Raw genomic sequence first — 24,673 nt, forward strand, 5'->3', positions numbered from 1 at the left:
TGGTCTCCGGATGGGGTTAGGCGTACAGCGGGTTCACTTTGTCGGCCTTGATGCCGTACTTCGCAATGGCCTCGGCCACCTTGGCCACCGGCACCGTGCCCTCGTCGGCCAGCGACCGCAGGGCGGCCAGCACGATGTAGTGCCGGTTGATCTCGAAGTGCTCACGCAGCTTGCTGCGGAAATCGCTGCGGCCGAAACCGTCGGTGCCCAAAACCCGGTAGCTGCGCCCTTTGGGGATGAAAGGACGGATCTGCTCGGCATAGTTCTTCATGTAGTCGGTCGACGCCACCACAGGCCCCGGATGGGCATCCAGTTGCTGCGAGACAAAGGGCACGCGGGCCGCTTCCTGCGGATGCAGCAGGTTCCAGCGCTCGCAATCCTGGCCATCGCGTGCCAGCTCGTTGAAGCTGGGGCAGCTCCACACATTGGCGGCCACGCCCCAGTCCACCGCCAGCAGCTCCTGCGCAGCCAGGCTCTCGCGCAATATGGAGCCGCTGCCCAGCAGCTGCACACGCGGGGTCATCTTGGGACCTTCCTTGCACAGGTACATGCCCTTGATGATCTGGGCTTCCGTGCCCGGGGTCAGGCCGGGCATGGCGTAGTTTTCGTTCAGCAGGGTCAGGTAGTAGAAGACGTTTTCCTGCTTCTCCACCATGCGTTTGAGGCCGTGGTGCAGGATGACACCGACTTCATGCGCAAACGTCGGGTCGTAGCTGACACAGTTGGGAATGGTCCCGGCCAGGATGTGGCTGTGGCCGTCTTCGTGCTGCAGGCCTTCGCCGTTGAGTGTGGTGCGCCCGGAGGTCCCGCCCAGCAGGAAGCCGCGCGCCTGCATGTCGCCCGCCGCCCAGGCCAGGTCGCCGATGCGCTGGAAGCCGAACATTGAGTAATAGACATAGAACGGCACCATGATGCGGTTGCTGGTGCTGTAGCTGGTGGCGGCCGCCATCCAGCTGGCCATGCCACCGGCTTCGTTGATGCCTTCCTGCAGGATCTGGCCCGCCTTGTCTTCGCGGTAATACATGACCTGGTCCTTGTCGACCGGGGTGTACTGCTGGCCTGCGGGGTTGTAGATGCCGATCTGGCGGAACAGGCCTTCCATGCCGAAAGTGCGGGCTTCATCGACCAGGATGGGCACTACGCGCGGGCCCAAGGCCTGATCACGCAGCAACTGGGTGAGGAAGCGCACGTAAGCCTGGGTGGTGGAAATCTCCCGCCCCTCGGGCGTGGGCTCCAGGACGGCCTTGAAAATCTCGATCGCGGGCACCGTGAAGCTTTCGTCGGCGCGGGTGCGCCGGTGCGGAAGGTAGCCGCCGAGCGCCTTGCGCCGCTCGTGCAGGTATTTCATCTCCGGTGTGTCGTCGGCCGGCTTGTAGAACGGAATCTTCGGCAACTCGCTGTCGGGAATGGGAATGTTGAAGCGGTCGCGGAACTCGCGGATGTCCTCGTCCGTGAGCTTTTTGGTCTGATGGACCGCCATTTTTCCCTGCCCGGCCTTGCCCATGCCGAACCCTTTGATGGTCTTCACCAGCAGCACGGTGGGCTGCCCTTTGTGGCTGACGGCGGCGTGATATGCAGCGTAGACCTTCTGCGGGTCGTGACCGCCGCGACGCAAGGCCCAGATGTCGTCGTCACTCATCTTGGCCACCATTTCCAGCGTGCGCGGGTCACGGCCGAAGAAGTTCTTGCGCACATAGGCGCCGTCATTGGCTTTGAAGGACTGGTAATCGCCGTCGAGCGTATCCATCATCACTTTGCGCAGGGCCCCGTCCTTGTCACGCGCCAGCAGCGGGTCCCAGTTGCTGCCCCAGAGCAGCTTGATGACGTTCCAGCCCGCGCCGCGGAACTCGCCTTCGAGCTCCTGCACGATTTTCCCGTTGCCACGCACCGGCCCGTCCAGTCGCTGCAGGTTGCAGTTGATGACAAAAATCAGGTTATCGAGGTTCTCGCGCGCGGCCAGGCCGATGGCGCCCAGGCTTTCCACCTCGTCCATCTCGCCGTCGCCGCAGAACACCCAGACCTTGCGGTTTTCCGTGTTGGCAATGCCACGCGCATGCAGGTACTTGAGGAAACGCGCCTGATAGATCGCCATCAGCGGACCCAGTCCCATGGACACCGTGGGGAACTGCCAGAACTCGGGCATCAGCTTGGGGTGCGGGTAGCTCGACAGCCCTTTGCCATTGACTTCCTGACGGAAGTTGAGCAATTGCTCTTCGCTCAGGCGCCCTTCCAGAAAGGCGCGGGCATACACACCGGGCGCCACGTGGCCCTGGATGAAAACGCAATCACCGCCATGGCCTTCACTTTCGGCATGCCAGAAATGATTGAAGCCGGCGCCGAACATGTGCGCCAGCGATGCAAACGAGCCGATGTGCCCGCCCAGGTCGCCGCCGTCCTCAGGGTTGTGGCGGTTGGCCTTGACCACCATGGCCATCGCGTTCCAGCGCATGTAGGAACGCAGGCGCTCTTCGATCTCGATGTTGCCGGGGCACCGCTCTTCCTGGTCCGGTTCGATGGTGTTGACATAGCCGGTGTTGGCGGAAAACGGCCGGTCGATGCTGTTTTGCCGCGCGTGTTCAAGCAGTTGCTCCAGCAGAAAATGGGCGCGGTCGGGACCTTCGGACTGGATGACTGCGGACAACGCATCCATCCATTCGCGGGTTTCCTGATGGTCGGGATCGGCCGCAACGCGGCCCGGTGGGATTTCGGACTGGCTTGACATGAGGTCTCCTCGGTGGTTTTTCACGGACTGTAGTACGACAGACGAAGTTTCTCACAGAATATCTGAAATTTCAAATGCTGGATACCGTTTCCGTATCATGAAATATTTTCACAAACTTCCAGACGGTTCGCGCTCCCCTACACTTGCCCCATGGCAGCACAGCGAGACCCCCGGGACGGCGAAGACGCCGCAACACTGCGCCCATGGCACTGGGTGCGGCGCTGGTGGAGCCGCCTTGCGCCCACCCGCCAGGATCGCTTCGCCATGCTGGCGCCGCTGGCGGCGGTCTGCCTGTTCCTGGCAGCGATCGCGTCAGCCTTCTGGTACCTGCGGCTGGAAGAGGTCGAACGCGAGCAGGAGGCGGTCAAGCGGGATGTTGAATATGCCCAGCAGCGCCTGCGACTGCGCCTGCTGGAGCGTCAGGAGCAACTGATGCGTCTGGCACGCGATATCTCGTCGCGCGAGCTGGACCCGGAAGAGTTCATGGCGCGGGCGGAATCGCAGATTGCCCAGTACCCTGAGATACAGGCCATTACCTGGATCGATGACCGCCGCAAGATCATTGCCAGCCAGGCCGCACCATCGGTCATGGCACAGCAGCAGTGGATCGCCGGCGAACTGCTGCCCCTGGGTGAAACCGAGCGCAGCTTCAGCCTGGCGCGCGACCTGGCCCAGCCCGTTTTTTCGCAGCCTCCTCGCGGTACCGGCACCGTGACATCCCTGCAGTTGCACACGCCCCTCACTGACCAGGGGCGTTTTGCCGGTGTGGTCCTGGGCGAATACTCGATCGACGGACTGCTGCGGTACGGCGTACCGCCCGAGGTTTCGGCCCGATATGCCGTGGCCCTTCTTGACGGCCACGAGGGTTTGCTTGCCGGTCAGCAGATTCCGTCCCGCAGCGCCGAAGCCGATCTGATGCCATGGCGGGACGGCGTCAACTCCTACGAAGTCCCGGTATCGCCGGTCGGCAACGGGCTGGTCCTGCGCGCCCAGGCCTGGCGAACTTCCCTGGGTGTCATCGGCAGCGGGCTGTTCTGGCTGGTCGTGGCCCTGAGCGTGATGACCGCATGGATGCTGATCGGCAACTGGCGGCATACCCGTCGGCGGATGCGCGCACAACAGGCCCTGGTGACCGAGACCAACTTTCGCCGTGCCATGGAAAACTCCATGCTCACGGGCATGCGCGCCCTCGACATGGAGGGCCGGATCACCTATGTCAATCCCGCGTTCTGTTCGATGACCGGCTGGTCCGAAGCCGAGCTGGTCGGCTGCACCGCGCCATTCCCCTATTGGCCGGACGCTGACCGCGAAGCGCTGGCACAGCGCCTGGACGACGAGATCAGCGGCCGCACCACACCGGGCGGTTTCCAGGTGCGGGTCAAGCGACGCGACGGGTCTCTGTTTGATGCGCGAATGTACGTTTCTCCCCTGATTGATGCCCAAGGGAACCAGAACGGATGGATGACATCCATGACGGACATTACCGAACCGAACCGCATCCGTGAACAGCTGTCGGCCTCGTACGAGCGATTCACCACGGTGCTGGAAGCGCTGGATGCGTCGGTCTCGGTCGCGCCGCTGGGCAGCGCCGAACTGGTTTTTGCCAACAAGCTCTACCGGCAGTGGTTCGGCGCCGAGGCCAGCGGCCATCTGCGGCTGGTCGAGCAGGCGGGGGTTCCGACCTCTCCCGCAAGTGGCGAGGGCGGCGATGCGGTCGACTCGTTTGCCGGACTGCCCACGGGCGGGTTGACCACTGCAACCACCGAAAATGCCGAGATTCTTGTTTCCGACCTGGGCAAGTGGCTGGAGGTGCGATCGCGTTACCTCAACTGGGTCGATGGCCGCCTGGCCCAGATGGTGATTGCCACCGACATCACCCCCAGGCGCACGGCCGAAGAGCAAGCGGCTGCCCAGGCCGAACGGGCGCAGACGGCCAGCCGGCTGATTACCATGGGCGAGATGGCTTCCAGCGTGGCCCACGAACTGAACCAGCCGCTGACAGCCATCAACAATTACTGCAATGGCATGATCTCCCGAATCCGCCGCCAGCAGATCGAAGAGAAAGAGCTGCTGGGTGCACTGGAGAAAACCGCGCACCAGGCCCAGCGTGCCGGCCAGATCATCCAGCGCATCCGCTCGTTTGTGAAACGCAGCGAACCCAATCGGACGCCGTCATGGGTGCCGGACATCGTGCACGAAGCCGTTGAACTGGCCGATATCGAATTGCGGCGGCGCAACGTGCGCCTCTCGCACTACGTCGCCGCGCGGTTGCCACAGCTGATGGTTGATCCGATCCTGATCGAACAAGTCCTGGTCAACCTGCTCAAGAACGCTGCGGAGGCCGTCGACACCGCTGCCCGCCCGCCGGCGCAACGCAATGTGGAGCTGCGGGTGCTTCCCCGCAACATCAGCGGGCAGGACTGCGTACAGTTCCTGGTCACCGACTCCGGCCGGGGTCTGCCGCCGGAGGTCATGGAGCGCCTGTATGAGGCCTTCTTTTCGACCAAAGCCGAGGGCATGGGCATCGGCCTGAACCTGTGCCGCTCCATCGTCGAGTCGCACCAGGGCCGGATCGCGGCGGAGAACCTCTACAATGGCAACGAGGTGGTCGGCTGCTGTTTTTCGTTCTGGATTCCAGTGTCCGACATGGCACCAAGCCAAGCATTCAAGGATTCCGGGGTGACTGCATGAGTTTGATTCCCAAGCGGGGCACGGTCTACGTGGTCGACGACGACGAGGCCGTTCGCGATTCGCTCCAGTGGCTGCTGGAGGGCAAGGACTACCGGGTTCGCTGCTTTGATTCGGCCGAGACCTTCATGGCCCGCTACGACGTGCGGGAGGTGGCCTGCCTGATCGTCGACATCCGCATGGGCGGCATGACCGGCCTGGATTTGCAGGACCGTCTGATCGAACGCCGCTCGCCCCTGCCTATCGTTTTCATTACCGGCCATGGCGACGTGCCGATGGCAGTCAACACCATGAAGAAGGGCGCCATGGATTTCATCCAGAAGCCCTTCAAGGAAGACGAACTCCTCGGCCTTGTTGAACGCATGCTGGAACAGGCGCGCGCCGCGTTCGCTGACTACCAGCAGGCAGCAAGCCGCGACGCCCTGCTGTCCAAACTTACCGGTCGCGAAGCCCAGGTGCTGGAGCGCATCGTCGCGGGACGCCTGAACAAGCAGATCGCCGACGATCTGGGCATCAGCATCAAGACGGTGGAAGCGCATCGCGCCAACATCATGGAAAAGCTCAACGCCAATACCGTGGCCGACCTGCTCAAGATCGCGCTCGGCCAGAACGCTCCGAAAAACTGAGTGTTTCCCCCTGACGAAACCAACGCCCGAGGGACAATGGCCAACGGGCGTTTTTGCTTGGATAGTCCCCATGACCGCACAAACCATTGACGGCAATGCCCTCGCCCGCGCGATCCGTGCCGAGGTGTCCGGGCGCACGGCCGCCCTCAAAGCGCGCGGTGTTTCCCCGCAGCTGAACATCATTCTCGTCGGCGAGGACCCGGCCAGCCAGGTCTACACCCGGCACAAGGTGAACGACAGCACCGAAACCGGCCTGGGCGCGACACTGGAGCGATACCCGGCCGATATGACCGAGTCCGCGCTGCTCGACCGGATCGACGCCCTCAACCGCGACCCGTCGGTCCACGGCATCCTCGTTCAATTGCCGCTGCCGCGGCATATGGACGCCGGCAAGGTGATCGAAGCAATCGCCCCCGCGAAAGATGTGGACGGCTTTCATGTGGCCAGCGCCGGTGCGCTGGTGACCGGCCTGCCCGGCTTCTGGCCTTGCACACCCCACGGCTGCCTGAAAATGCTTGACAGTATCGGCTATGACCTGCGCGGCAAACACGCGGTTGTCATCGGCCGCAGCAACATCGTCGGCAAACCCATGGCCCTGATGCTGCTGCAGCGCAATGCGACCGTCACCATCTGCCACAGCGCGACGGCCGACCTCAAGGCGCTGACCCGGCAGGCTGATGTGGTGGTCGCCGCGGTGGGCAAACGCAACGTGCTGACGGCCGACATGGTCAAGCCGGGTGCGGTCGTCATTGATGTCGGCATGAACCGCAATGACGAGGGCAAACTTTGCGGCGACGTGGATTACGCTGGCGTTGCCGCCGTGGCCAGCTGGATCACGCCGGTGCCTGGCGGCGTCGGCCCCATGACCCGTGCCATGCTGCTGGTCAACACCATCGAGGCGGCCGAACGGGCATGCACCGCCGCCGAAGGCGCCCGGCCCACCGCCACTTGATCCTGCCGTACACGACCGCATTTCAGTCCCATGAGCAATCCACTCCTCGATTTTTCCGACTTGCCCCGCTTTGATGCGATCCGCCCCGAACATGTCGCCCCGGCACTGGATCAGCTGCTGGCCGACGCCGACGCCGCACTGGCGCAAGTAACGGCAGCGACCTTCCCGGCCCGCTGGGTCGACATCGCGCGGGTACTTGATGTCGCGACCGACCGGCTGGGTCGTGCCTGGGGCGCGGTGAACCATCTCAACAGCGTGGCCGATACGCCGGAACTGCGAGCCGCCTACAACGCTGCTTTGCCGCGGGTCACCGATTTCTGGACCCGTCTGGGTGCCGACGAGCGCCTCTACGCCCGGTACAAGGCCATTGATCCGTCCGAGCTGAACACCGAACAACGCCAGGCTCATCGCAATGCCTTGCGCAACTTCGTCCTCGGTGGCGCCGAACTGGTGGGCGAGGCCCGGGATCGGTTTGCGGCGATCCAGGAGCGGCTGGCCGAGCTGGGGCAGAAGTTCAGCGAGAACACCCTCGACGCCACCGACGCGTACAGCCACTTTGCGACCGAGGCCGAAATGGCCGGTGTACCGGAGGACGTCCGGCAGGCGGCGCGTGCGGCGGCCCAGGCCGAGGGCCGGGACGCCTTCAAGCTGACCCTGAAAATGCCCTGTTACCTGCCAGTCATGCAATTCGCCCACGACGGTGCGCTCCGAGAGCGGCTGTACCGCGCCTACGTGACGCGGGCCTCGGATCAGGCCCAGGGCGACGGCATGCGCTTCGACAACTCGGCGCTCATCCGCGAGATCCTGGCATTGCGCCATGAAGAGGCCCAGTTGCTGGGCTACCGCAATTTCGGTGAGGTGTCGGTGGTGCCAAAAATGGCCGAGTCACCCCAACAGGTCATCGCTTTCCTGCGCGAACTGGCCAAAAAAGCCCGTCCCTACGCGCAGCGCGACATCGATGATCTGCGTGCGTTCGCCGCGAAGGAACTGGGCATCGCCGACCCGCAGGCCTGGGACTGGCCCTACATCAGCGAAAAGCTCAAAGAGTCCCGCTATGCCTTCAGCGAGCAGGAAGTCAAGCAGTACTTCACCGCGCCCAAGGTCGTTGCAGGACTGTTTCGGATCATCGAAACGCTGTTTGAAGTGGCCATCCGGCGCGACGTCGCGGCCGTCTGGAATCCCGCTGTGGAGTTCTACCGTATCGAACGCGCTCATCCGGACGGCCCGGACCACCCGCCCCAACTGGTTGGCCAGTTTTACCTGGACCAGCCCGCCCGCGCGGGCAAACGCGGCGGCGCCTGGATGGACGACGTGCGCGGGCGCTGGCTGCGCCCCGACACCGGGTCGCTGCAAACCCCGGTAGCGCACCTCGTGTGCAACTTTGCGGCGGGCGTCGACGGCGCCCCCGCCCTGCTGACGCACGACGACGTCATCACCCTGTTCCATGAGTTCGGGCACGGGCTGCACCACCTGCTGACCCGGGTCAACGAACGCGACGTCTCCGGCATCAGTGGCGTGGAATGGGACGCGGTAGAACTGCCCAGCCAGTTCATGGAGAACTTCTGCTGGGAGTGGAACGTGCTGCGGCACATGACGGCCCATGTCGATACCGGCGAGCCGCTGCCACGGGCGCTGTTTGACAAGATGGTCGCCGCCAAGAACTTCCAAAGCGGGATGCAAACCCTGCGCCAGATCGAATTCGCCTTGTTTGACATGCTCTTGCACACCGAACAGCAACCGCCGAAGGACTTTCAGCCCTTGCTGGACCGCGTGCGTGCCGAGGTCGCGGTGGTGCAGCCGCCGGCGTTCAGCCGGACTGCCCATACATTCAGCCACATCTTCGCCGGCGGCTATGCGGCCGGTTACTACAGCTACAAATGGGCTGAGGTGCTGTCTGCCGACGCTTACGCCGCATTCGAGGAAACTTCCGCGGAGGATGGCACACCCAGCCTGGAAACCGGCCGACAATACCGGCGGGAAATCCTGGAGGCCGGCGGCAGTCGGCCGGCGATGGAATCGTTCAAGGCCTTTCGGGGCCGCGAACCCCACCTGGACGCGCTGCTTCGGCACCAGGGCATGCACTGAACCGACACAAAAGGAACACCGCCATGATCAACCGCCCTCTGCCGACCGCGCTGGCCGCAGCCCTCGTGTTGACAGTCCATTTCGCGTCGGCCCAGCCGGTTTACCGGGTTGTCGGTCCGGACGGACGCGTTACCTTCACGGACCGTCCACCCCTCGCCGCCGCATCTGCGCCGGTCCGCGCAAGCGGCGGTGGCTCCGGTGGCGTCGCGTTGCCATTCGAGCTGGCGCAGGTTGCCAGCCGCTACCCGGTGACGCTTTACAGCGGACCGCAGTGCGCGGCCTGCGATGCCGGTCGCCAGTACCTGATCGGACGGGGCATTCCTTTCAGCGAACGCACCGTCAGCACACCCGACGACATTGCGGCGCTGCAGCGCCTGGCCGGTGAAGCGGCGCTACCGCTTCTGACCATCGGCGGCCAGCAAGTCCGGGGCTTTTCGGATGTGGAGTGGGGACAGTTCCTTGACGCCGCAGCGTATCCGGCCAGCTCGCAGTTGCCACCGGGATACCGCCGGCCTGCGGCAACCCCCCTGGTCGCGGCCGAACGTCCCGCGGTGCCGGCAGCCGCACCCGCAGCGTCGGCCGCCGCGGCCAGCTCCGACCCGCCGGTTCAGGCGGTGCCGACCCGCCCTCGCGCCGCGCCTCAGCGCGCTCCGGTCGACAACAGCAATCCTGCGGGAATCCGGTTCTGAACTTCGCGCGGGAAACAGCCGCAGGCGCAACGCTGCCACCGGCGGCGATTTACTACATTATTAGTAGCGTAAAGTGACCTTTTTACGCTGGGTATCAGGCATTATTGCGTGAAATCCAGTGTCCGGACCCCTTGCGGGGTGCCCAGCAGGCAAACCGACGCTTTCTGGTGCGCGAAAATACCCACCGTCACGACACCGGGCCATTGGTTGACGGTCGACTCGAAACCCAGTGGGTCGTCAATCTTGAGGCCGGTGACATCCACAATGTGCTGACCGTTGTCGGTGACCAGCGGCCGCCCGTCCTTGAGACGCACCGACGCCTGCGCCCCCAGCGCACCGAATTGCCGCATCACCCGACCCGTGGCCATGGGAATGACCTCAACAGGCAATGGGAAAGCCCCTAATGTGCGCACCAGCTTGGACTCATCGGCGATACAGACAAAGCGGCGTGACTGCGCTGCCACGATCTTCTCGCGTGTCAGCGCCGCGCCGCCACCTTTGACCATGTAGCCCCGGACATCGATTTCGTCGGCGCCGTCGATGTAGACGGCCAGCTCACCCACCTCATTGCAGTCGAACACCGGGATGCCCAATGCGGCCAGCCGCGCCGTAGAGGCCTCCGAACTGGATACCGCACCGGGAATGCGGTCCTTCACTGTGGCCAGCGCCGCGATGAACTGGTTCACTGTGGAGCCTGTTCCCACGCCGACAATCTCGCCGGGCACAACATAGTCAATGGCGGCCCGTCCAACCAGAGCTTTGAGTTCGTCTTGGGTCATTTGCGACAATCCACGGAAGTTTGACGAGAATTATCCGATGTCCCTGATCCCCTATGGCCTCGCCCGCCCCTTTCTGTTTGGCCTGGATCCCGAAGCCGCGCACGAACTGACGCTGCACGCACTCGAACGCGCCAGCGGTACACCCTTGCAATGGGCCTGGAGCAACGGTCTGGTCGATGACCCGGTCAGCCTGGCCGGCCTGCGCTTTCCCAACCGCGTCGGCCTGGCCGCCGGTCTGGACAAGAATGCCCGCTGCATCGACGCGCTGGGTGCCATGGGTTTCGGCTTCGTTGAAGTGGGCACGGTGACACCCAAAGCCCAGAGCGGCAACCCCAAACCCCGCATGTTCCGGCTGCCACAGGCCCATGCGCTCATCAACCGGCTTGGTTTCAACAATGAGGGCCTGGACGCTTTTGTCGCCAATGTGTCGCGTTCCAGCTTTCGCAGCAACGGCCGCATCCTGGGCCTGAACATCGGCAAGAACGCGGTCACTCCGATCGAAAACGCGACGGAAGACTACCTGATTGGCCTGGACGGCGTGTACCCGCATGCCGACTATGTCACCGTCAACATCTCCAGCCCCAACACGAAAAACCTGCGTGCCCTGCAAAGTGATGCGGCGCTCGACGGCCTGCTGGGTGCCATCGCCGAACGCCGGGAACAACTGAACAGCCAGCATGGTCGTCGGGTGCCGGTATTCGTCAAGATTGCCCCGGACCTGGATGATGAGCAGGTTCAGGTCATTGCCGCGACCTTGCGGCGCCACGGCATGGACGGCGTTGTTGCAACCAACACCACACTCAGCCGTGACGCGGTGAAGGGCTTGCCCCACGCGGACGAAACCGGCGGCCTGTCAGGCGCCCCGGTTCTGGAGGGCAGCAACCGGGTCATCCGCCAGTTGCGCGCCGCGCTGGGGCCCGGCTTTCCGATCATCGGGGTCGGTGGAATTCTCAGCGGCGCCGACGCAGTGAGCAAAATCGAGGCCGGAGCCGATGTGGTGCAGCTCTATACCGGACTGATCTACAAAGGCCCGGCGCTGGTGGCCGAGGCGGCGCGTGCCCTGCGGCAGCACCGGCGCTCGCCATGAGCGTACGGCATCCGTGACACCATCGGACGGGCCGGTTACCATTGCACCCGCATGCCGAACCGAGCCGGAGCCCCCCGCCGTGAATGATTTCCAGTCCACCCTTCCCCCCTCGTGGAAGGACTCCGAGCAACAACTGGCTGCCGCTCAGGCCCGCCCCCCCGGCGAACGGGACATCAGCTTTGCCGCGCTGTTCTACCGGCAACTGCAACTGGTCACGACCCGCATTCACGAGTCCCAGAATCTGGATGCGCTGATGCTGGAGGTCAGCCAGGACATCTGCAAACTGCTCAACGCCGACCGCCTGACCCTGTACGCCGTCGGCGAAGACGGCGCGACCATCGTCTCGAAAGTCAAGACCGGCCTGGCGTCCAGCAAGGAACTCAAGCTGCCCATTGGTGGCAAGACGATCGCCGGCTTTGTGGCCAAGACACACCGGGTTCTCAACATTGAAGACGTCTACGACGCTGCGGCCCTCAAACGCATTGACCCGGAACTGAATTTTCTGCAGGAGGTTGACCGTCGATCCGGCTACCGCACCAAGCAGATGCTGGTGGCGCCCATCCTCGACGGCGAGACGCTGCATGGTGTGATGCAGGTCATCAATAACAAGAGCGACTCGCCGTTCGGACCGCTGGAGCTCGATGGTGTCACGCAGTTGTGCCACACCCTGGCGACGGCAATCCGGCAACGCATCGAGAAAGAGCGTAACGCCAAACGCGGCAAAGCCACCAAATACGACGGACTGGTCACCGACGGCGTTCTCAGCCACGCCGATCTGGAAAAAGCCATCCAGCATGCCCGCGAGTCGGCCAAACCGGTTGAGCACGTGCTGATGGCGGAATGGCAGATCCGCCCCGCGCAGATGGGCCCGTCCTTTGCCCGCTTCTTCGGTGTGCCCTACGAGCCGTACTCACCGACCCGTATCCGTTCCGAGATGCTGCACGGCGCGCTCAAACGGGAATTTGTCGCTGCCCAGGCGTGGATCCCGCTGGAGGAAACGCCCGAAGGACTGGTGATCATGTGCCTGGACCCGGAGGCGGTTCGGGGCTCACGGATCGTGCCGCAGGTGTTTCCGAAACAGACCCGGTTCAGCTACCGGGTCACCACACAGACCGAGTTTGAAGAAACGCTGAGCCAGTTGTTCGGCTCGACCGGCGGCGCCGATTCCACCTCGATCGACGACATGCTGGCGGACCTGAGCGCGCCGTCGGACGACGCCGATCTGGGGGAAGATTCCGCCCTGGAATCTGCCGCAGCCGATAACGAACTGGTGAAGTTCGTCAACAAGATCATCATCGACGCCTACAACATGAAGGCGTCGGACATCCATATCGAACCCATGCCGGGCAAGGCCAAGACCGGTATCCGGCTTCGCATTGACGGCAGCCTGCAGCCCTATATCGAGGTACCGGCCCATTTCCGGCAGGCCCTGGTCACACGGCTGAAGATCATGTGTGACCTGGACATCTCCGAGCGGCGCAAGCCGCAGGACGGCAAGATCAAGTTCAAGAAATACGGACCGCTGGACATCGAGTTGCGGGTCGCGACCCTGCCTTCGGCAGGCGGTGTCGAGGACGTGGTGATGCGGATTTTGGCGGCTGGTGAACCGATCCCGCTCGAAAAGCTCGGCCTCACGCCCCACAACCGGGAGCGGGTGGAAAAAACCGTCAGCAAGCCCTACGGCCTGTTCTACGTCTGCGGGCCGACCGGCTCGGGCAAGACGACGACCTTGCACTCGATCCTGAAGTTCCTCAACACCCCGGACACCAAGATCTGGACCGCCGAGGACCCGGTGGAAATCACACAGAAGGGCCTGCGCCAGGTCCAGATCAACAAAAAGGCCGGGATCGACTTTGCCCTGGTCATGCGGGCTTTCCTGCGCGCCGACCCCGACATCATCATGGTGGGCGAATCGCGTGACAAGGAAACAGTCAGCATGGGGGTCGAAGCCTCCCTGACCGGGCACCTCGTGTTCTCCACACTGCACACCAACAGTGCGCCTGAGTCCATCATCCGACTGCTGGACATGGGGATGGACCCTTTCAACTTCGCCGATGCGCTGCTGGGCATCCTCGCGCAGCGTCTGGCAAAGCGCCTTTGCGACTGCAAACAGGCGTACACGCCGGACCAGGAGGAGATCCGCCTTTTCATCACCGAGTATGCCGAGGACTTGCGAATGTCACCGGCGTGGAAAGCCGATCCCGCCGGCGAAGCGCGAAAGCTCTATGAAGGCTGGGTCAAAACCTACGGCGAGGACGGCAAACTGAAGTTCTATCGGGCCGTGGGCTGCGACAAATGCAACAAGACCGGCTACAAGGGCCGGCTAGGGCTTCATGAACTGCTGGTGGCTGACGACGCAATCAAGAAACTGATCCAGGAGCGTGCCCGCGTCGCCGAGATTTTTACCGTTGCCGTGGCCAGCGGCATGCGCACCCTGAAAATGGACGGCATGGAAAAGATCATGATGGGCATGACCGACATCAAGCAGGTTCGTTCGGTCTGCATCCGCTGACCGCCGCCCGCACCGCAGAAAGGGGCCGTGTGGCGCCGTTCTCGGGTCGCGTCCCGTCCTGTCGTCAGTCGGGCACGAACAGGCGCTGGAAAGTCACCGTATCGGCCGGGTTCTCGAAACTGACCAACTGCCCCATTTTCCTGTCTGCAAGCCGGCAGGCCGCAAACAGGCTGCTCCGTCCGGCCAGCGAATACGATGGCAGGTCAATCAGCGCATAGGGATACGGAACAAAGACCTGGTGTTCGAACAACTCCCGGTGCTGGTTGCGCGGCGAGGGGTACAGCTTGTAGTCTGGCGTCTCGATAACCTTCTCGGCCATTCAATGATCTCCCGCAGGACATGGCCCCCAATGGCCGTCCCGATCGACGATCATAGCCGGGCCGCCAGTCGCGCCGCCTGATCGATGGCCCGTTTGGCATCGAGTTCACCCGCTTCGAATGCACCACCGATCACATGGGCCTTCCGTCCCGCCTGCGCCAGTTCGTCGGCCAGATCGCGCAAGGGCACCTGTCCCGCGCACAACACGACCGTATCGCAAGCAATGGTGGTCGGGGTTTCGCGCTTCTCGCCAAAACTGATCATCAGTCCCTCGTCGGTAATGCGCTCGTAGTTCACGCCTCCGACCATTCGCACACGTTTCATCTTCAGCGCAGTACGATGAATCCAGCCTGTCGTCTTCCCCAGCCCGTTGCCGAGTTTGCCGGCCTTGCGCTGCAAGAGGGTCACTTCGCGCGGTGAAACAGGCGGTTGGGGGCCCTGAGGAGCCAGTCCGCCAGCTGCGGTTTCGGGGTCGGTGACCCCCCACTCCGCCATCCATGCTGCCACATCGGTTGCCGTCGAGTGCCCATCGCTGGTCAGGTATTCGGCCACGTCAAAACCGATTCCCCCCGCGCCAATGACCGCCACGCGACTTCCCACCGTCTTGCGCCCGGCCAGAACGTCGATGTAGCTGACGACACGCGGATGGTCCTGACCGGCGATGCCCGGATCGCGTGGCCGCACCCCGGTTGCCACAATCACTTCGTCGAACTCAGCCAGATCGTTCGCGCCGACCTTGCGCCCCAGACAGACTTCGACGCCCGTGATCTCCAGTCGACGCTGGTAGTAGCGCAGCATCTCGTAGAACTCCTCTTTGCCCGGAACCTGCTTTGCCAGATTGATCTGGCCACCAATGGTGTCAGCGGCCTCGAACAGCGTCACCCGATGTCCGCGCTCGGCCAGAATGGTCGCTGCGGTAAGTCCGGCAGGCCCGGCACCCACCACCGCCATCCGCCGTGCGGTCACGCCAGGACCCAGCGGTCGGTAGATCAGCTCGGTTTCATGGCAGGCCTGCGGATTGACCAGGCAGCTGCTCAGGCGGTTGCGAAACACGTGGTCCAGGCATGCCTGATTGCACCCGATACAGGTATTGATCTGGTCGGCCTGCCCCCGGGCCGCCTTGCGCACGAAATCCGGGTCCGCCAGCAGCGGCCGGGCCATGGAGACCATATCCCCACAGCCGTCAGCCAATGCCTGCTCGGCCACATCGGGTGTATTGATGCGGTTGGACGTAATCAGCGGGGTGGTGATGCCATCGGCCAGAAACGCCTGCTTCATCTTGCCGGTGACCCACGCAAAAGCCGCACGCGGAACACTGGTGGCAATAGTCGGGACCCGCGCCTCGTGCCAGCCGATACCGGTATTGACCAGCGTCGCCCCGCCTCGGGCAACGGCCTTGCCCAGGGTGACGATTTCGTCCCATCGACTCCCGCCAGGGACCAGATCGATCATGGACAGTCGGTAGATCAGGATGAAATCCGGGCCAACCGCTTCGCGTGTCCGGGCGACAATTTCGAGCGGCAGGCGCATGCGGTTCGAATAGTCGCCGCCCCACTCGTCCGTTCGGTGGTTCGTCGCTGCGGACAGAAATTGATTGATGAAATAGCCCTCGGACCCCATGATTTCGACGCCGTCATAGCCGGCCTCGCGGGCCTTGACCGCACAGTTGACGAAGGCGCGAATCTGCCGCTCGACACCCCGTGCCGAAAGTTCGAACGGCGTGAAAGGTGAAATCGGTGCCTTGAGGCGAGACGGCGCAACCAGCAGGGGCTGGTAGGCATATCGCCCGGTATGCAGGATCTGCAGGGCAATCTTTCCGCCGGCGCCATGAACCGCATCGGTGACCACGCGGTGCCGCCGGGCAGCGCCGGAAGTTGAAAGCGTTCCGGCAAAGGGTTTCGCCCATCCCGCGATGTTCGGCGCAAAACCGCCGGTCACGATCAATCCCACTTCGCCTTCTGCGCGAGCGCGGAAATAGGCTGCAAGTCGGCTGAGATCGCGGCCGTCCTCCAGGCCGGTGTGCATCGAGCCCATCAGCACCCGGTTACGCAACCGGGTAAAACCCAGGTCCAGGGGGGCGAGCAGCCGGGGATACAAGGATGAGCCAATGGGCTTGCTCAGGTCGGTCATGCGTTCAGCTCGGTACAGGGCAAAGATTAGAATATTATTCTAGAACATCTTTCTGCAGCAAATCCGATGCCTGACGAAACGTCCGTCGCACCCCGCACCAGCCCCGGTACCCGCGGGACCACCCCAGACCGACAGCGCCTGATCCTTCAGGCCGCGCTGGATTGCGCCATGGACTGTGGTGTGGATGCCGTGTCCATCGACGCGGTCCGCGCCCGGTGTGGCGCCAGCGTGGGCAGCATCTATCACCATTTCGGCAGCAAAGAGGGTCTTGTTGCCGCGCTGTTTTTCGACATTTTTGACGAGCAATCACGCGCCATTCAAGATGCGCTGGATCACGCGCAAGGACTGCGCGAAGGCGTTTGTGCGCTCGTGACCGGTTACCTGGACTGGGTCGTCCTGGCGCCCGACCGGGCGCGCTTTCTCTTCCAGGCCCGCAGCCATGTCGCCAGCGGTCCCCGCCGTGCGGACTTGCTGGCGGCGGCCCAAAACCGCAACCGGGCATTGTTGCGTTGGTTTGAACCGCATCAGGCCAGCGGCGCCGTACGCGATCTGCCCTGCGACATCCTGCCCTCTCTGGTCATGGGGCCCGTACAAAGCTATTGCCGCGCCTGGTTGGGCAGTCCGGGCCAATTGCCAGGCCCTCAGACCTACCGGGAGATTCTGGCCGACACGGCCTGGCGCGCGGTACGGAACTGACGCCGCCGCGGCGCCGGACAATCAGGCCAGGATGAACTGCATCCGGGTGCCGGCCAATTCGAGGATTCCGCCATCAGGCAAGGGCATGGCTTCGCCCCCGAGCAATTGCCCGTCCAGCCTGGATGGTGTCTTTCCCACTTCGACCATGGCCACGTAATAACCGCCAATGCGGTTGTACACCGCCATGACCGCGATTCCGGGCTTGCCGAAAGTCGTGACCGCCTTGACGAGTGGCACTTCCAACCCGGAAGTCGGTCCGCTGATCACCCTCAGCCGCGCCGCCGCGGGCGCACCTGCCGCACGCCGGGGTGCGATGTCTTCCGGCCGTAACGGGGTGGTTCGGCTCATCTCCGGCACTTCAGCGCGGCCACGGAACTCTATGCGGTAGATGCCCACCGACAGGCGATCACGATCCTTGAGCAGGCACCGGTTCACCCGGATCCCATTGACATAGGTCCCGTTGGTGCTGTCCATGTCCTGCACCCAGACCTCGTCGGTGTCGGTGCGTTCAAACGCACAGTGCACGCCGCTGACGGAAATGTCACTCAGCGCCAGATCGTTCAGATGACGCCGTCCCACCACCGTACGCTCTTTGACCAGCCGAATCCGCTGCGAAGCGGATCCATCCATCGTAACCACCAGTTCAGCCATGTTCTTGGTACTTCGTCGCGTGCTTTTGCTCGTATGTGAGTACTTTGTAACACATATTCACCTGTCAGCGCCAGCCCGGATCGGAGGTTTCCGCCCAATTGGGGCCCGCGTTTCGGGCTGCGGAATACGTTCAGGCGAGAGCACGCGCCAGTCGCCGCACACCTTCTTCGATCCGCTCCTTACCGACCGTCGCAAAACTGAGGCGGAACGTGGCCTGGTCCGGGTCAGCGCAGTAAAACGGCGCGCCCGGGACAAAGGCGACACCTTCATCGATCGCACGGCGCGCCAACGCGGCGGCGTCGGTTCCCCGACCGTCAGCGCCGGTCAGGCGTGCCCAGACAAAAAGCCCGCCGGCCGGCGGCACAAAACTGACGGCTGCTCCGATTTCACGCCGCAAGGCCTCGCCCATGCTCACTGCCCGCTCGGCATACACGCGTCGAACCGCCGAAAGAGCCGCAGGCAATCGGCCCGCGGCGAGATACTGGGCCGCTGTCGCCTGCGCAAAGGTGCTGGTGTGTGCATCACTGAACTGTTTGCACATCGTTGCCTTCGCCAGCAACTCGGCCGGCGCCACCATCCAGCCCACCCGCAGACCGGGCGACAGAATCTTGCTCAGGCTGCCGCAATGCACCAGTCGCTCACGGCTCCCGGGAACTTCAGCGCTGAGCTGGAGCAGGCTCGGCGGCGGAGGCGCGTCAAAATACAGGTCTCCATAGGGGTCGTCCTCGACGACCACCGTGTCGTATCGTGCGGCCAGTTCCAGCACACGGCGACGCCGATCCAGACTGAGCATCGCGCCGCTGGGATTGCCGAAAGTCGGGATGAGGTAAATGAACTTGGGTCGATGCTCGACGATGAGACGCTCCAGTTCGTCGGTGCGAACGCCCTGCCCGTCGATCGGCGCGCTGACCAGCCGTGCACCGTAAAGCCGGAAACACTGAATGGTCGCCAGGAAGGTCGGGCCTTCCACGATCACCGTGTCACCGGGAGAGATCAGCGTCTTGCCCAGCAGGTCGAGCGCCTGCTGACTGCCGGTAGTGACGATCAGGTCCTCGGCCGCTACCGACTGCGCGCCTTTGGCAGCCATGAATGCAGCGAGTTGCTCGCGCAAGGGTTGAAAGCCCTCGGTCGCACCATACTGCAAGGCGGCGCCCGGATCCGTGCTCAGTGCCGCGTCCACCGACGCACGCATTCCCTCCACATCGAACAATGCACTGTCGGGAAATCCCCCGGCAAAGCTGATGATGCCGGGCTTGCCCAGCAATTTGAACAGTTCGCGAATGGCAGAGGTTTCGACGTTGTCGAGGCGATCAGCAAAACGTATGGGCATGGCAACAGGCGATGAAATCGAAGGTTACGCTATTGTGACGCCTGCGGGAAACCGCCAGAAGGAGCGCGTCGCTTTGCCTCTATGATCAACCACCATCATGCAACTGCCCGACCGCCCTGTCCCCATTCCACCGGAGACGCCGCGAACCGGCGAGGAGACCGTCGAGCGCCTGATCTTCGCCAGTGTGGTGGCGCAGCGCCAGGGCATTTACGCCACGATGGAGACCATCCGCGATGCCGCGTTGCGGCACAACCCGTCCGTCGGCATCCACTCGACGCTGATCTACCAGAGCGGCTGGTTCATCCACTGGGCCGAAGGGCCGCGGGTGGCCGTGCGGGCACTGGCTGACCGCCTGGCCACCGACCGCCGCCATCGGGCCCCCCTGGTGGTGCATTACAGCCTGGGGCCCCGAAACCTCACGTCGCCCTGGTCGATGGCGCTGGGTTCGTCAAGCGAAGGTGCTGCCGAAATGGGCCGGCGGGTCATGCACTTGCGTGCCTGTATGGCCGAGGGTTTGCAGTTTCGTCCGACATCGGTGATCCGCCGCCTGACCATGCCCATGCGGCTGCCACAAGCTCTGCGCCTCCCGGACCCCGAGAAATTCCACCGCGTCGGCCTGGTGGCTGCGACCGGGGCGTCGGCCTATGATCTGGTGGGCTGGCTGTCCAGCTACTTCAAGGCCGAGCGCTATAGCCTGCGGGTTGCCGGCGAACGCGGTCTGGATACCGCCTCAGACTACGTCGACTTTCTGCGTCAGGAACTGCCTTGCCGGGTTCTGGCGGTTTCACGCGTTGACTTGCGCCATGGCATGCGGCGCGCCTTCCTTCCGGAGTGGCGCTTCATCGCCCTGCTGTTCAGCGGAAGCATCAACAAGGACGCCGAACTGGTCGATCTGATCGATTTCTCCTTGCGGGGACTGCCCTCCGCGCCGCAACTGATGGCCTTTGCGCCCGATGAAGCGGCCCTGGAACGGGTGGCGAGCCATGCCGCAGCCAAAGGACTACGCTTTGCGGTCGCCGAGCCATGGCGCGAGCGCGACCATGCCGCCTTGTGGGCCCGCATCGACCGCGAACTGGGCGAAGCCGGAGTGCCGGACAGTTCGGGCTGGTATGAAAGCCGACCCGACCCGACCGCACCATGACACCGACTTCTGTCGAGACATTTTTTGCCACACTGCGGGCCGCCAATCCGCAGCCGGTTACCGAACTGGAGTACACCAGCGTCTTTGAGCTGCTGACCGCCGTGCTCTTGTCGGCCCAGGCCACCGATGTGGGGGTAAACAAGGCCACGCGACGCCTTTTTCCGGTGGCCAACACCCCCCGTAAACTGCTGGAACTGGGCCTTGACGGTCTGGAGCACCACATCCGCACGATCGGCCTGTACCGCAGCAAGGCACGGCATCTGTTGCAAACCTGCCGCATTCTGGTCGATCAGCATGGCGGCGAGGTACCGCGGACCCGCGAGGCTCTGGAGGCCCTGCCCGGCGTCGGTCGCAAAACCGCCAACGTGGTGCTCAACGTCGCGTTCGGCCAACCGACGATGGCCGTGGACACCCATATATTTCGTGTGAGCAACCGAACTGGCCTGGCGCCCGGGGCGACGCCACTGGCGGTAGAGCACCAACTGATGCAACGGGTGCCGCCAGCGTACCGGGTGGACGCCCACCATTGGCTGATCCTGCACGGCCGCTATGTCTGCCAGGCCCGCAAACCCCGCTGCTGGGAATGTGCGGTTGCAAGGACCTGCGATTTCCGTACCAAGACGCCCGCGCCCTGAGCCTCGCCGGCACTGGGGGGCGCCTCCGCGAAGATCGTCCGATGGACCTGGCCCCTCAGGCCAGATGCACCTCACCGCGCATGGTCAGCCGCCGCTCGTGATCACAGGCCCAGACCACCACCGAGCGGCCATCCGCAGCGGGTTGCGCATTCAGTCCGATCGGGTGCCCGTCAAAGGTCGGATGGAGCGCCGTGAAGGCAAACCGCGTCACCGACGCCTGGGGGGCATGTCGCTGCACCAGATCGAGCAGCAAGGTGGCAATCAGCGGCCCGTGCACCACCAGGCCGGCGTAGCCTTCGACCTCGGTCACGTACCGGCGGTCGTAATGAATGCGGTGGGCGTTGAACGTCAGCGCCGAGTAGCGAAACAGCAGCACATCGTCCGCCAGCACGGTGCGCTGCCAGGCGGCCGCGTCGCCGGCGACCACCGAGTGCGCCGGCGCGACCGTGGGTTGATCCCCCACCGCGCCCGGTCCCGGCGATGGCGCTGCCGCCCGGTAGACAATGTCGTGCTCCTCCGTCAATGCAAGGCCGACGGTGTTGTGGATGGCATGCCGCACCAGCACAAATACCAGATCGCCACTGCGCCCGCGCTTGTGGGTGACCGATTCGATCCGAGAATGGCGTTGCACCCGGTCACCGACCCGCAGCGGGTTACCCGGCTGCCACACCAGGCGACCACCGGCCCACATGCGCCGCGGCAGCGGCACCGGTGGCAGAAAGCCGCCGCGGCGGGCGTGGCCATCGGGGCCGAGTTCACTGTGCCGGTGCCGGGGCAGGAAAAACAGCCAGTGTCCCAGCGGTGGCACCACATCGCCGTCGGCCGGTGGCGGATCATCCCGATCCAGCGTCGCGGACAGGCCAAGCAGCGGCGCGGCCGTGATGGTGTCGGTCAGCGTCTCGCATCGGCCCACCCACTCACGCAGGGCGGCCAGTGCTTGCGGACCAGGCAGGTTCGATTGGGCAGATGTCATGACCGTGCATCTTCGCCGATACGTGGCGCCAGCGCCGGCCTGTCCCGCGCCAAACCGCCGCCAGCGTCCGGAAGGACTATGTTTTATATAGCAAAAGAAGACCTTTTTGCGCTGGGTATAGACCGAAAACACCTGAAATCGTGCGCAAAAAGGCAAACCGGGCAACCCGCAGCCCCCGCTAACCTTGCAATCCAACAAACCGGGTCGCGGGAACCGGCAAGGCAATCCAGCGGCCCCAACCGGGTGTCAATGCCGGCCAGTTGCCGGCCCGGGGCAGTTCGGCCGGCCCGTGGCAACGCAACCACAGCGCCGCGCGGATCACTCCGGCGTGGGTGATCCAGACCGCGTCACCGCCGCCTGGCGACCGGGTATCGGCATCAGCATGCGCCAGTGCGGGTGCCACCCGGGTGAGCAGATCGGCAACCGATTCGCCGCCCCCCGGCCGATGCGTCGCGAAGTCGGCCACCCAAGCGTCCAGGTCCGCGCGGGATATGGCGCCCCAGAGCATTCCTTCCCAGCAGCCAAAGTTCAACTCCTGCAAGCGCGGATCGGTGGTCGCGCGCAAGTCGGGCCGCAAGGCCTGAAGGGCCTGCGCCAACGCCCGGGTTCGCCCGGCGGGGGAAACCTGCAAACGCGCGCCTGGCGGCAGCGCCACGGCCAGGGCCTGCGCGGCACGGCCGGTCTCGGCCCGGTCCGCGGCCAGATCGGTGCGGCCATAACACCGGCCCTCGGCGCCCAAGGCACGCGCATGGCGCACCAGCCACAGGCGCCGGCCACAAGGTGAACCGTTCATGCCGCCAGCGCCAGCCCGAGGTAAAAGCCCAGCTCGCTTGCCTGCTGCGTCGCGCCCAGCCCATCCCCCGTGAAGCCGCCCAGTCGACGCTGCAACAAGCGCCACACCCAGGCCAGCCCCAGCGCGGCACCCAGCACCGCCGGCAGCCATTGCAGGTCCGGCGCGGTCGACCCGGCCAAGAGGACCGCTGCGAGCCACCACAGCAGCGCCACGGCCAGACCGCTGGCATCGATGCGATCAGCCAGCGGCTTGCTCTTGGAGGTCGGGGTATCGCCCACATGCTCCAGGGTCGCGATCACCAGCAAGGGCATGAACCGCGATGTGACATGCGCCGCCAGCAAAGCCCAGGCCACCTGGGTAGCGCCCCAGGCCTGCACCAGCAGGCCCAGCAGCAGAACCTTGGTCAGCACCGCCAGGACCAGCGCAATGGCGCCGTACGTGCCGATACGCGAGTCTTTCATGATCTCCAGCGCACGTTCGCGGCTGACATGGCCGCCCAGCGCATCGGCCGTGTCGGCCAAGCCGTCTTCGTGAAAGGCGCCGGTGAGCCACACGCCAAATGCCGTGCTGAGGACCGCTGCCACCCAGGGCGCTGCCGGCTGCGCCACCAGCGCCTGCATGAGCCCCCAGAAGACCAGCGCCACCAGGCCACCCACCACCCAGCCGACACCGGGGAAATGGGCTGCACTGGCGCGCAGCCGGGCTGGCGAAAAACCGACCCAGTCCGCCAGCCGCCCGGTAATCGGAATACGGGTAAAAAACTGCACCGCAATCAGAAAATGGCGAACAGGTTCCATGCGCGCTAGGGTAGCGCGGTTTGCGCCGCGTCCTGCCGCGACACGCCGGCCGATTCGAAACTGGCCATTTCGCGCAGGATGGCACAGGCACTCACCAGCAGCGGCCAGGCCAGCGCAGCGCCGGAACCCTCACCCAGTCGCAGGCCCAGATCGAGCAGCGGCTCGGCCCCGAGGTGGGCCAACATCAGCGCGTGGCCCCGTTCGTCGGAGCGGTGGGCAAACACACAGCGCTGCAGCACCGCCGGCTGCAACTGGCTGACCACCAGCACGGCAGCACTGGCAATGAACCCGTCGACCACAATCACCCGCCGTTCCGCTGCGGCCTGCACCACCGCGCCGACCATGGTCGCCTGCTCGAAGCCACCGAACGCTGCCAGCGCCTCCAGCGGGTCCGTCGCGTCGGCATGGCGCGCGAGCACCGCGCGCAGGATCTCGATCTTGCGATTCACCGCCGGCGTATCGAGGCCGGTACCTGCACCCGTGCAGTCGGCGATGTACAGGCCGGTCAGCCGGCTCATCAGCAGCGAGGCCGCCGAGGTGTTGGCAATGCCCATCTCGCCCAGAAGCAGTGCGTTACCGGGCAAGCCCGCAACAAGCGCCGCGCCGTGCGCCATGGCGGTGTCACACTGAGCCGCCGTCATGGCCGGTCCGTGCAGCGCGTCGGCGGTGCCCGGGGCCTGCTTGCGGATCAGCAAACCCGGTCGGGGGGCAAAGTCGTGCCGCACGCCGCAGTCCACCACCGTCAGGCCGATGCCGTGCTGGCGCGCGAGCACACTCACCGCCGCGCCACCGGCCAGGAAGTTCTCCACCATCTGCCAGGTCACGTCGCTGGGGTAGGCGGACACGCCGTGGGCCGCCAGACCGTGATCACCGGCGAACACCACCAGTTGCGGATCGCGCAGCACGGGCGCTTCATCACCCAGAACAAGGCCGATGCGCAAGGCCAGCTTTTCAATCGCACCCAGCGAGCCCACGGGTTTGGTCTTGTTGTCGAGTCGATGCCGCAACCGGGCCGCCAACGCAGGTTGCGAAAGGTCATTCAGATACGCGATGGGTAAGGCCATGGTCA

20 protein-coding genes are annotated in these 24,673 nt (G+C 64.4%); 10 read left to right on the top strand and 10 right to left on the bottom strand.

Features of this window, described 5'->3' with window-relative positions; genetic code table 11:
* Nucleotides 1–16 precede the first annotated feature (16 nt).
* Nucleotides 17–2,722 (bottom strand): pyruvate dehydrogenase (acetyl-transferring), homodimeric type, encoded by a 2,706-nt coding sequence (gene aceE / locus AC2EBU_RS04910; protein WP_484609247.1) that lies wholly within the window; start codon nucleotides 2,720–2,722, stop codon nucleotides 17–19.
* Nucleotides 2,723–2,872: 150 nt separating this feature from the next.
* Here aceE and AC2EBU_RS04915 point away from each other — a divergent pair, with 150 nt between their 5' ends.
* The 5 genes from AC2EBU_RS04915 to AC2EBU_RS04935 all read left to right on the top strand — a co-directional run bounded on the left by AC2EBU_RS04915 (nucleotide 2,873) and on the right by AC2EBU_RS04935 (nucleotide 9,762).
* Nucleotides 2,873–5,413: a PAS domain S-box protein gene (locus AC2EBU_RS04915; RefSeq protein ID WP_484609248.1), complete on the top strand. Its 2,541-nt coding sequence runs from the start codon at nucleotides 2,873–2,875 to the stop codon at nucleotides 5,411–5,413.
* Nucleotides 5,410–6,036 carry a response regulator transcription factor gene (locus tag AC2EBU_RS04920; protein WP_484609249.1) on the top strand — a complete coding sequence of 209 codons (627 nt, stop codon included), beginning with the start codon at nucleotides 5,410–5,412 and terminating at the stop codon, nucleotides 6,034–6,036. Before AC2EBU_RS04915 ends, AC2EBU_RS04920 begins: the two co-directional genes overlap by 4 nt.
* A gap of 70 nt (nucleotides 6,037–6,106) precedes the next feature.
* Nucleotides 6,107–6,988 carry a bifunctional methylenetetrahydrofolate dehydrogenase/methenyltetrahydrofolate cyclohydrolase gene (locus AC2EBU_RS04925; protein WP_484609250.1) on the top strand — a complete coding sequence of 294 codons (882 nt, stop codon included), beginning with the start codon at nucleotides 6,107–6,109 and terminating at the stop codon, nucleotides 6,986–6,988.
* A gap of 30 nt (nucleotides 6,989–7,018) precedes the next feature.
* Nucleotides 7,019–9,073, top strand: coding sequence for a M3 family metallopeptidase (locus AC2EBU_RS04930; protein ID WP_484609251.1), 2,055 nt, complete (start codon nucleotides 7,019–7,021; stop codon nucleotides 9,071–9,073).
* Between the two features lie 23 nt (nucleotides 9,074–9,096).
* Nucleotides 9,097–9,762, top strand: coding sequence for a glutaredoxin family protein (locus AC2EBU_RS04935; protein WP_484609252.1), 666 nt, complete (start codon nucleotides 9,097–9,099; stop codon nucleotides 9,760–9,762).
* Nucleotides 9,763–9,863: 101 nt separating this feature from the next.
* On the opposite strand, the gene rpiA is transcribed toward AC2EBU_RS04935, so the two are convergent.
* A complete protein-coding gene (gene rpiA / locus AC2EBU_RS04940; RefSeq protein WP_484609253.1) occupies nucleotides 9,864–10,541 on the bottom strand; it encodes a ribose-5-phosphate isomerase RpiA in 678 nt (225 codons plus the stop codon).
* A 37-nt stretch (nucleotides 10,542–10,578) separates the two neighbouring features.
* Between rpiA and AC2EBU_RS04945 the strand changes: the two genes are divergently transcribed.
* Together AC2EBU_RS04945 and AC2EBU_RS04950 are read left to right on the top strand one after the other, a co-directional pair.
* Entirely contained in the window at nucleotides 10,579–11,628 is a 1,050-nt protein-coding gene (locus AC2EBU_RS04945) for a quinone-dependent dihydroorotate dehydrogenase (protein ID WP_484609254.1), read from the top strand.
* 133 nt (nucleotides 11,629–11,761) lie between these two features.
* Nucleotides 11,762–14,140: a GspE/PulE family protein gene (locus AC2EBU_RS04950; RefSeq protein ID WP_484610121.1), complete on the top strand. Its 2,379-nt coding sequence runs from the start codon at nucleotides 11,762–11,764 to the stop codon at nucleotides 14,138–14,140.
* A 64-nt stretch (nucleotides 14,141–14,204) separates the two neighbouring features.
* On the opposite strand, the gene AC2EBU_RS04955 is transcribed toward AC2EBU_RS04950, so the two are convergent.
* Together AC2EBU_RS04955 and AC2EBU_RS04960 are read right to left on the bottom strand one after the other, a co-directional pair.
* Entirely contained in the window at nucleotides 14,205–14,459 is a 255-nt protein-coding gene (locus tag AC2EBU_RS04955) for a hypothetical protein (RefSeq protein WP_484609255.1), read from the bottom strand.
* Between the two features lie 50 nt (nucleotides 14,460–14,509).
* On the bottom strand, nucleotides 14,510–16,588 hold the full coding sequence (locus tag AC2EBU_RS04960) for an oxidoreductase (RefSeq protein ID WP_484609256.1): 2,079 nt from the start codon (nucleotides 16,586–16,588) through the stop codon (nucleotides 14,510–14,512).
* A gap of 66 nt (nucleotides 16,589–16,654) precedes the next feature.
* Here AC2EBU_RS04960 and AC2EBU_RS04965 point away from each other — a divergent pair, with 66 nt between their 5' ends.
* Nucleotides 16,655–17,284 (top strand): TetR/AcrR family transcriptional regulator, encoded by a 630-nt coding sequence (locus AC2EBU_RS04965; protein WP_484609257.1) that lies wholly within the window; start codon nucleotides 16,655–16,657, stop codon nucleotides 17,282–17,284.
* A 21-nt stretch (nucleotides 17,285–17,305) separates the two neighbouring features.
* Here AC2EBU_RS04965 and AC2EBU_RS04970 read toward each other — a convergent pair whose 3' ends face one another.
* Entirely contained in the window at nucleotides 17,306–17,935 is a 630-nt protein-coding gene (locus tag AC2EBU_RS04970; protein ID WP_484609258.1) for an FHA domain-containing protein, read from the bottom strand.
* A gap of 130 nt (nucleotides 17,936–18,065) precedes the next feature.
* Nucleotides 18,066–19,259, bottom strand: coding sequence for an aminotransferase-like domain-containing protein (locus AC2EBU_RS04975; protein WP_484610122.1), 1,194 nt, complete (start codon nucleotides 19,257–19,259; stop codon nucleotides 18,066–18,068).
* 103 nt (nucleotides 19,260–19,362) lie between these two features.
* On the opposite strand from AC2EBU_RS04975, the gene AC2EBU_RS04980 reads away from it, so the two are divergent.
* A complete protein-coding gene (locus AC2EBU_RS04980; RefSeq protein ID WP_484609259.1) occupies nucleotides 19,363–20,406 on the top strand; it encodes a BLUF domain-containing protein in 1,044 nt (347 codons plus the stop codon).
* The gene (nth, locus tag AC2EBU_RS04985) at nucleotides 20,403–21,041 is read left to right on the top strand and encodes an endonuclease III (RefSeq protein ID WP_484609260.1); all 639 of its coding nucleotides are present in this window, start codon (nucleotides 20,403–20,405) and stop codon (nucleotides 21,039–21,041) included. Before AC2EBU_RS04980 ends, nth begins: the two co-directional genes overlap by 4 nt.
* Before the next feature lie 55 nt (nucleotides 21,042–21,096).
* On the opposite strand, the gene AC2EBU_RS04990 is transcribed toward nth, so the two are convergent.
* The 4 genes from AC2EBU_RS04990 to cobT form a co-directional block, all read right to left on the bottom strand.
* Complete coding sequence (locus tag AC2EBU_RS04990; RefSeq protein ID WP_484609261.1) at nucleotides 21,097–22,014, bottom strand: HTD2 family dehydratase; 918 nt, start codon at nucleotides 22,012–22,014, stop codon at nucleotides 21,097–21,099.
* A gap of 178 nt (nucleotides 22,015–22,192) precedes the next feature.
* The gene (locus AC2EBU_RS04995; RefSeq protein ID WP_484609262.1) at nucleotides 22,193–22,807 is read right to left on the bottom strand and encodes a histidine phosphatase family protein; all 615 of its coding nucleotides are present in this window, start codon (nucleotides 22,805–22,807) and stop codon (nucleotides 22,193–22,195) included.
* Nucleotides 22,804–23,604, bottom strand: a complete 801-nt coding sequence (cobS, locus tag AC2EBU_RS05000) for an adenosylcobinamide-GDP ribazoletransferase (RefSeq protein WP_484609263.1) — start codon at nucleotides 23,602–23,604, stop codon at nucleotides 22,804–22,806. The genes AC2EBU_RS04995 and cobS overlap by 4 nt, the downstream gene beginning before the upstream one ends.
* A gap of 5 nt (nucleotides 23,605–23,609) precedes the next feature.
* On the bottom strand, nucleotides 23,610–24,668 hold the full coding sequence (gene cobT, locus AC2EBU_RS05005; protein WP_484609264.1) for a nicotinate-nucleotide--dimethylbenzimidazole phosphoribosyltransferase: 1,059 nt from the start codon (nucleotides 24,666–24,668) through the stop codon (nucleotides 23,610–23,612).
* Between the last annotated feature and the right edge of the window lie 5 nt (nucleotides 24,669–24,673).

This window comes from Curvibacter sp. T50 (genome assembly GCF_057219955.1).

What these genes read in the sequence shown, in the direction of transcription:
- aceE (WP_484609247.1), bottom strand. Translation starts at nt 2,722, where the DNA reads ATGTCAAGCCAGTCCGAAATCCCACCGGGCCGCGTTGCGGCCGATCCC.
- AC2EBU_RS04915 (WP_484609248.1), top strand. Translation starts at nt 2,873, where the DNA reads ATGGCAGCACAGCGAGACCCCCGGGACGGCGAAGACGCCGCAACACTG.
- AC2EBU_RS04920 (WP_484609249.1), top strand. Translation starts at nt 5,410, where the DNA reads ATGAGTTTGATTCCCAAGCGGGGCACGGTCTACGTGGTCGACGACGAC.
- AC2EBU_RS04925 (WP_484609250.1), top strand. Translation starts at nt 6,107, where the DNA reads ATGACCGCACAAACCATTGACGGCAATGCCCTCGCCCGCGCGATCCGT.
- AC2EBU_RS04930 (WP_484609251.1), top strand. Translation starts at nt 7,019, where the DNA reads ATGAGCAATCCACTCCTCGATTTTTCCGACTTGCCCCGCTTTGATGCG.
- AC2EBU_RS04935 (WP_484609252.1), top strand. Translation starts at nt 9,097, where the DNA reads ATGATCAACCGCCCTCTGCCGACCGCGCTGGCCGCAGCCCTCGTGTTG.
- rpiA (WP_484609253.1), bottom strand. Translation starts at nt 10,541, where the DNA reads ATGACCCAAGACGAACTCAAAGCTCTGGTTGGACGGGCCGCCATTGAC.
- AC2EBU_RS04945 (WP_484609254.1), top strand. Translation starts at nt 10,579, where the DNA reads ATGTCCCTGATCCCCTATGGCCTCGCCCGCCCCTTTCTGTTTGGCCTG.
- AC2EBU_RS04955 (WP_484609255.1), bottom strand. Translation starts at nt 14,459, where the DNA reads ATGGCCGAGAAGGTTATCGAGACGCCAGACTACAAGCTGTACCCCTCG.
- AC2EBU_RS04960 (WP_484609256.1), bottom strand. Translation starts at nt 16,588, where the DNA reads ATGACCGACCTGAGCAAGCCCATTGGCTCATCCTTGTATCCCCGGCTG.
- AC2EBU_RS04965 (WP_484609257.1), top strand. Translation starts at nt 16,655, where the DNA reads ATGCCTGACGAAACGTCCGTCGCACCCCGCACCAGCCCCGGTACCCGC.
- AC2EBU_RS04970 (WP_484609258.1), bottom strand. Translation starts at nt 17,935, where the DNA reads ATGGCTGAACTGGTGGTTACGATGGATGGATCCGCTTCGCAGCGGATT.
- AC2EBU_RS04980 (WP_484609259.1), top strand. Translation starts at nt 19,363, where the DNA reads ATGCAACTGCCCGACCGCCCTGTCCCCATTCCACCGGAGACGCCGCGA.
- nth (WP_484609260.1), top strand. Translation starts at nt 20,403, where the DNA reads ATGACACCGACTTCTGTCGAGACATTTTTTGCCACACTGCGGGCCGCC.
- AC2EBU_RS04990 (WP_484609261.1), bottom strand. Translation starts at nt 22,014, where the DNA reads ATGACATCTGCCCAATCGAACCTGCCTGGTCCGCAAGCACTGGCCGCC.
- AC2EBU_RS04995 (WP_484609262.1), bottom strand. Translation starts at nt 22,807, where the DNA reads ATGAACGGTTCACCTTGTGGCCGGCGCCTGTGGCTGGTGCGCCATGCG.
- cobS (WP_484609263.1), bottom strand. Translation starts at nt 23,604, where the DNA reads ATGGAACCTGTTCGCCATTTTCTGATTGCGGTGCAGTTTTTTACCCGT.
- cobT (WP_484609264.1), bottom strand. Translation starts at nt 24,668, where the DNA reads ATGGCCTTACCCATCGCGTATCTGAATGACCTTTCGCAACCTGCGTTG.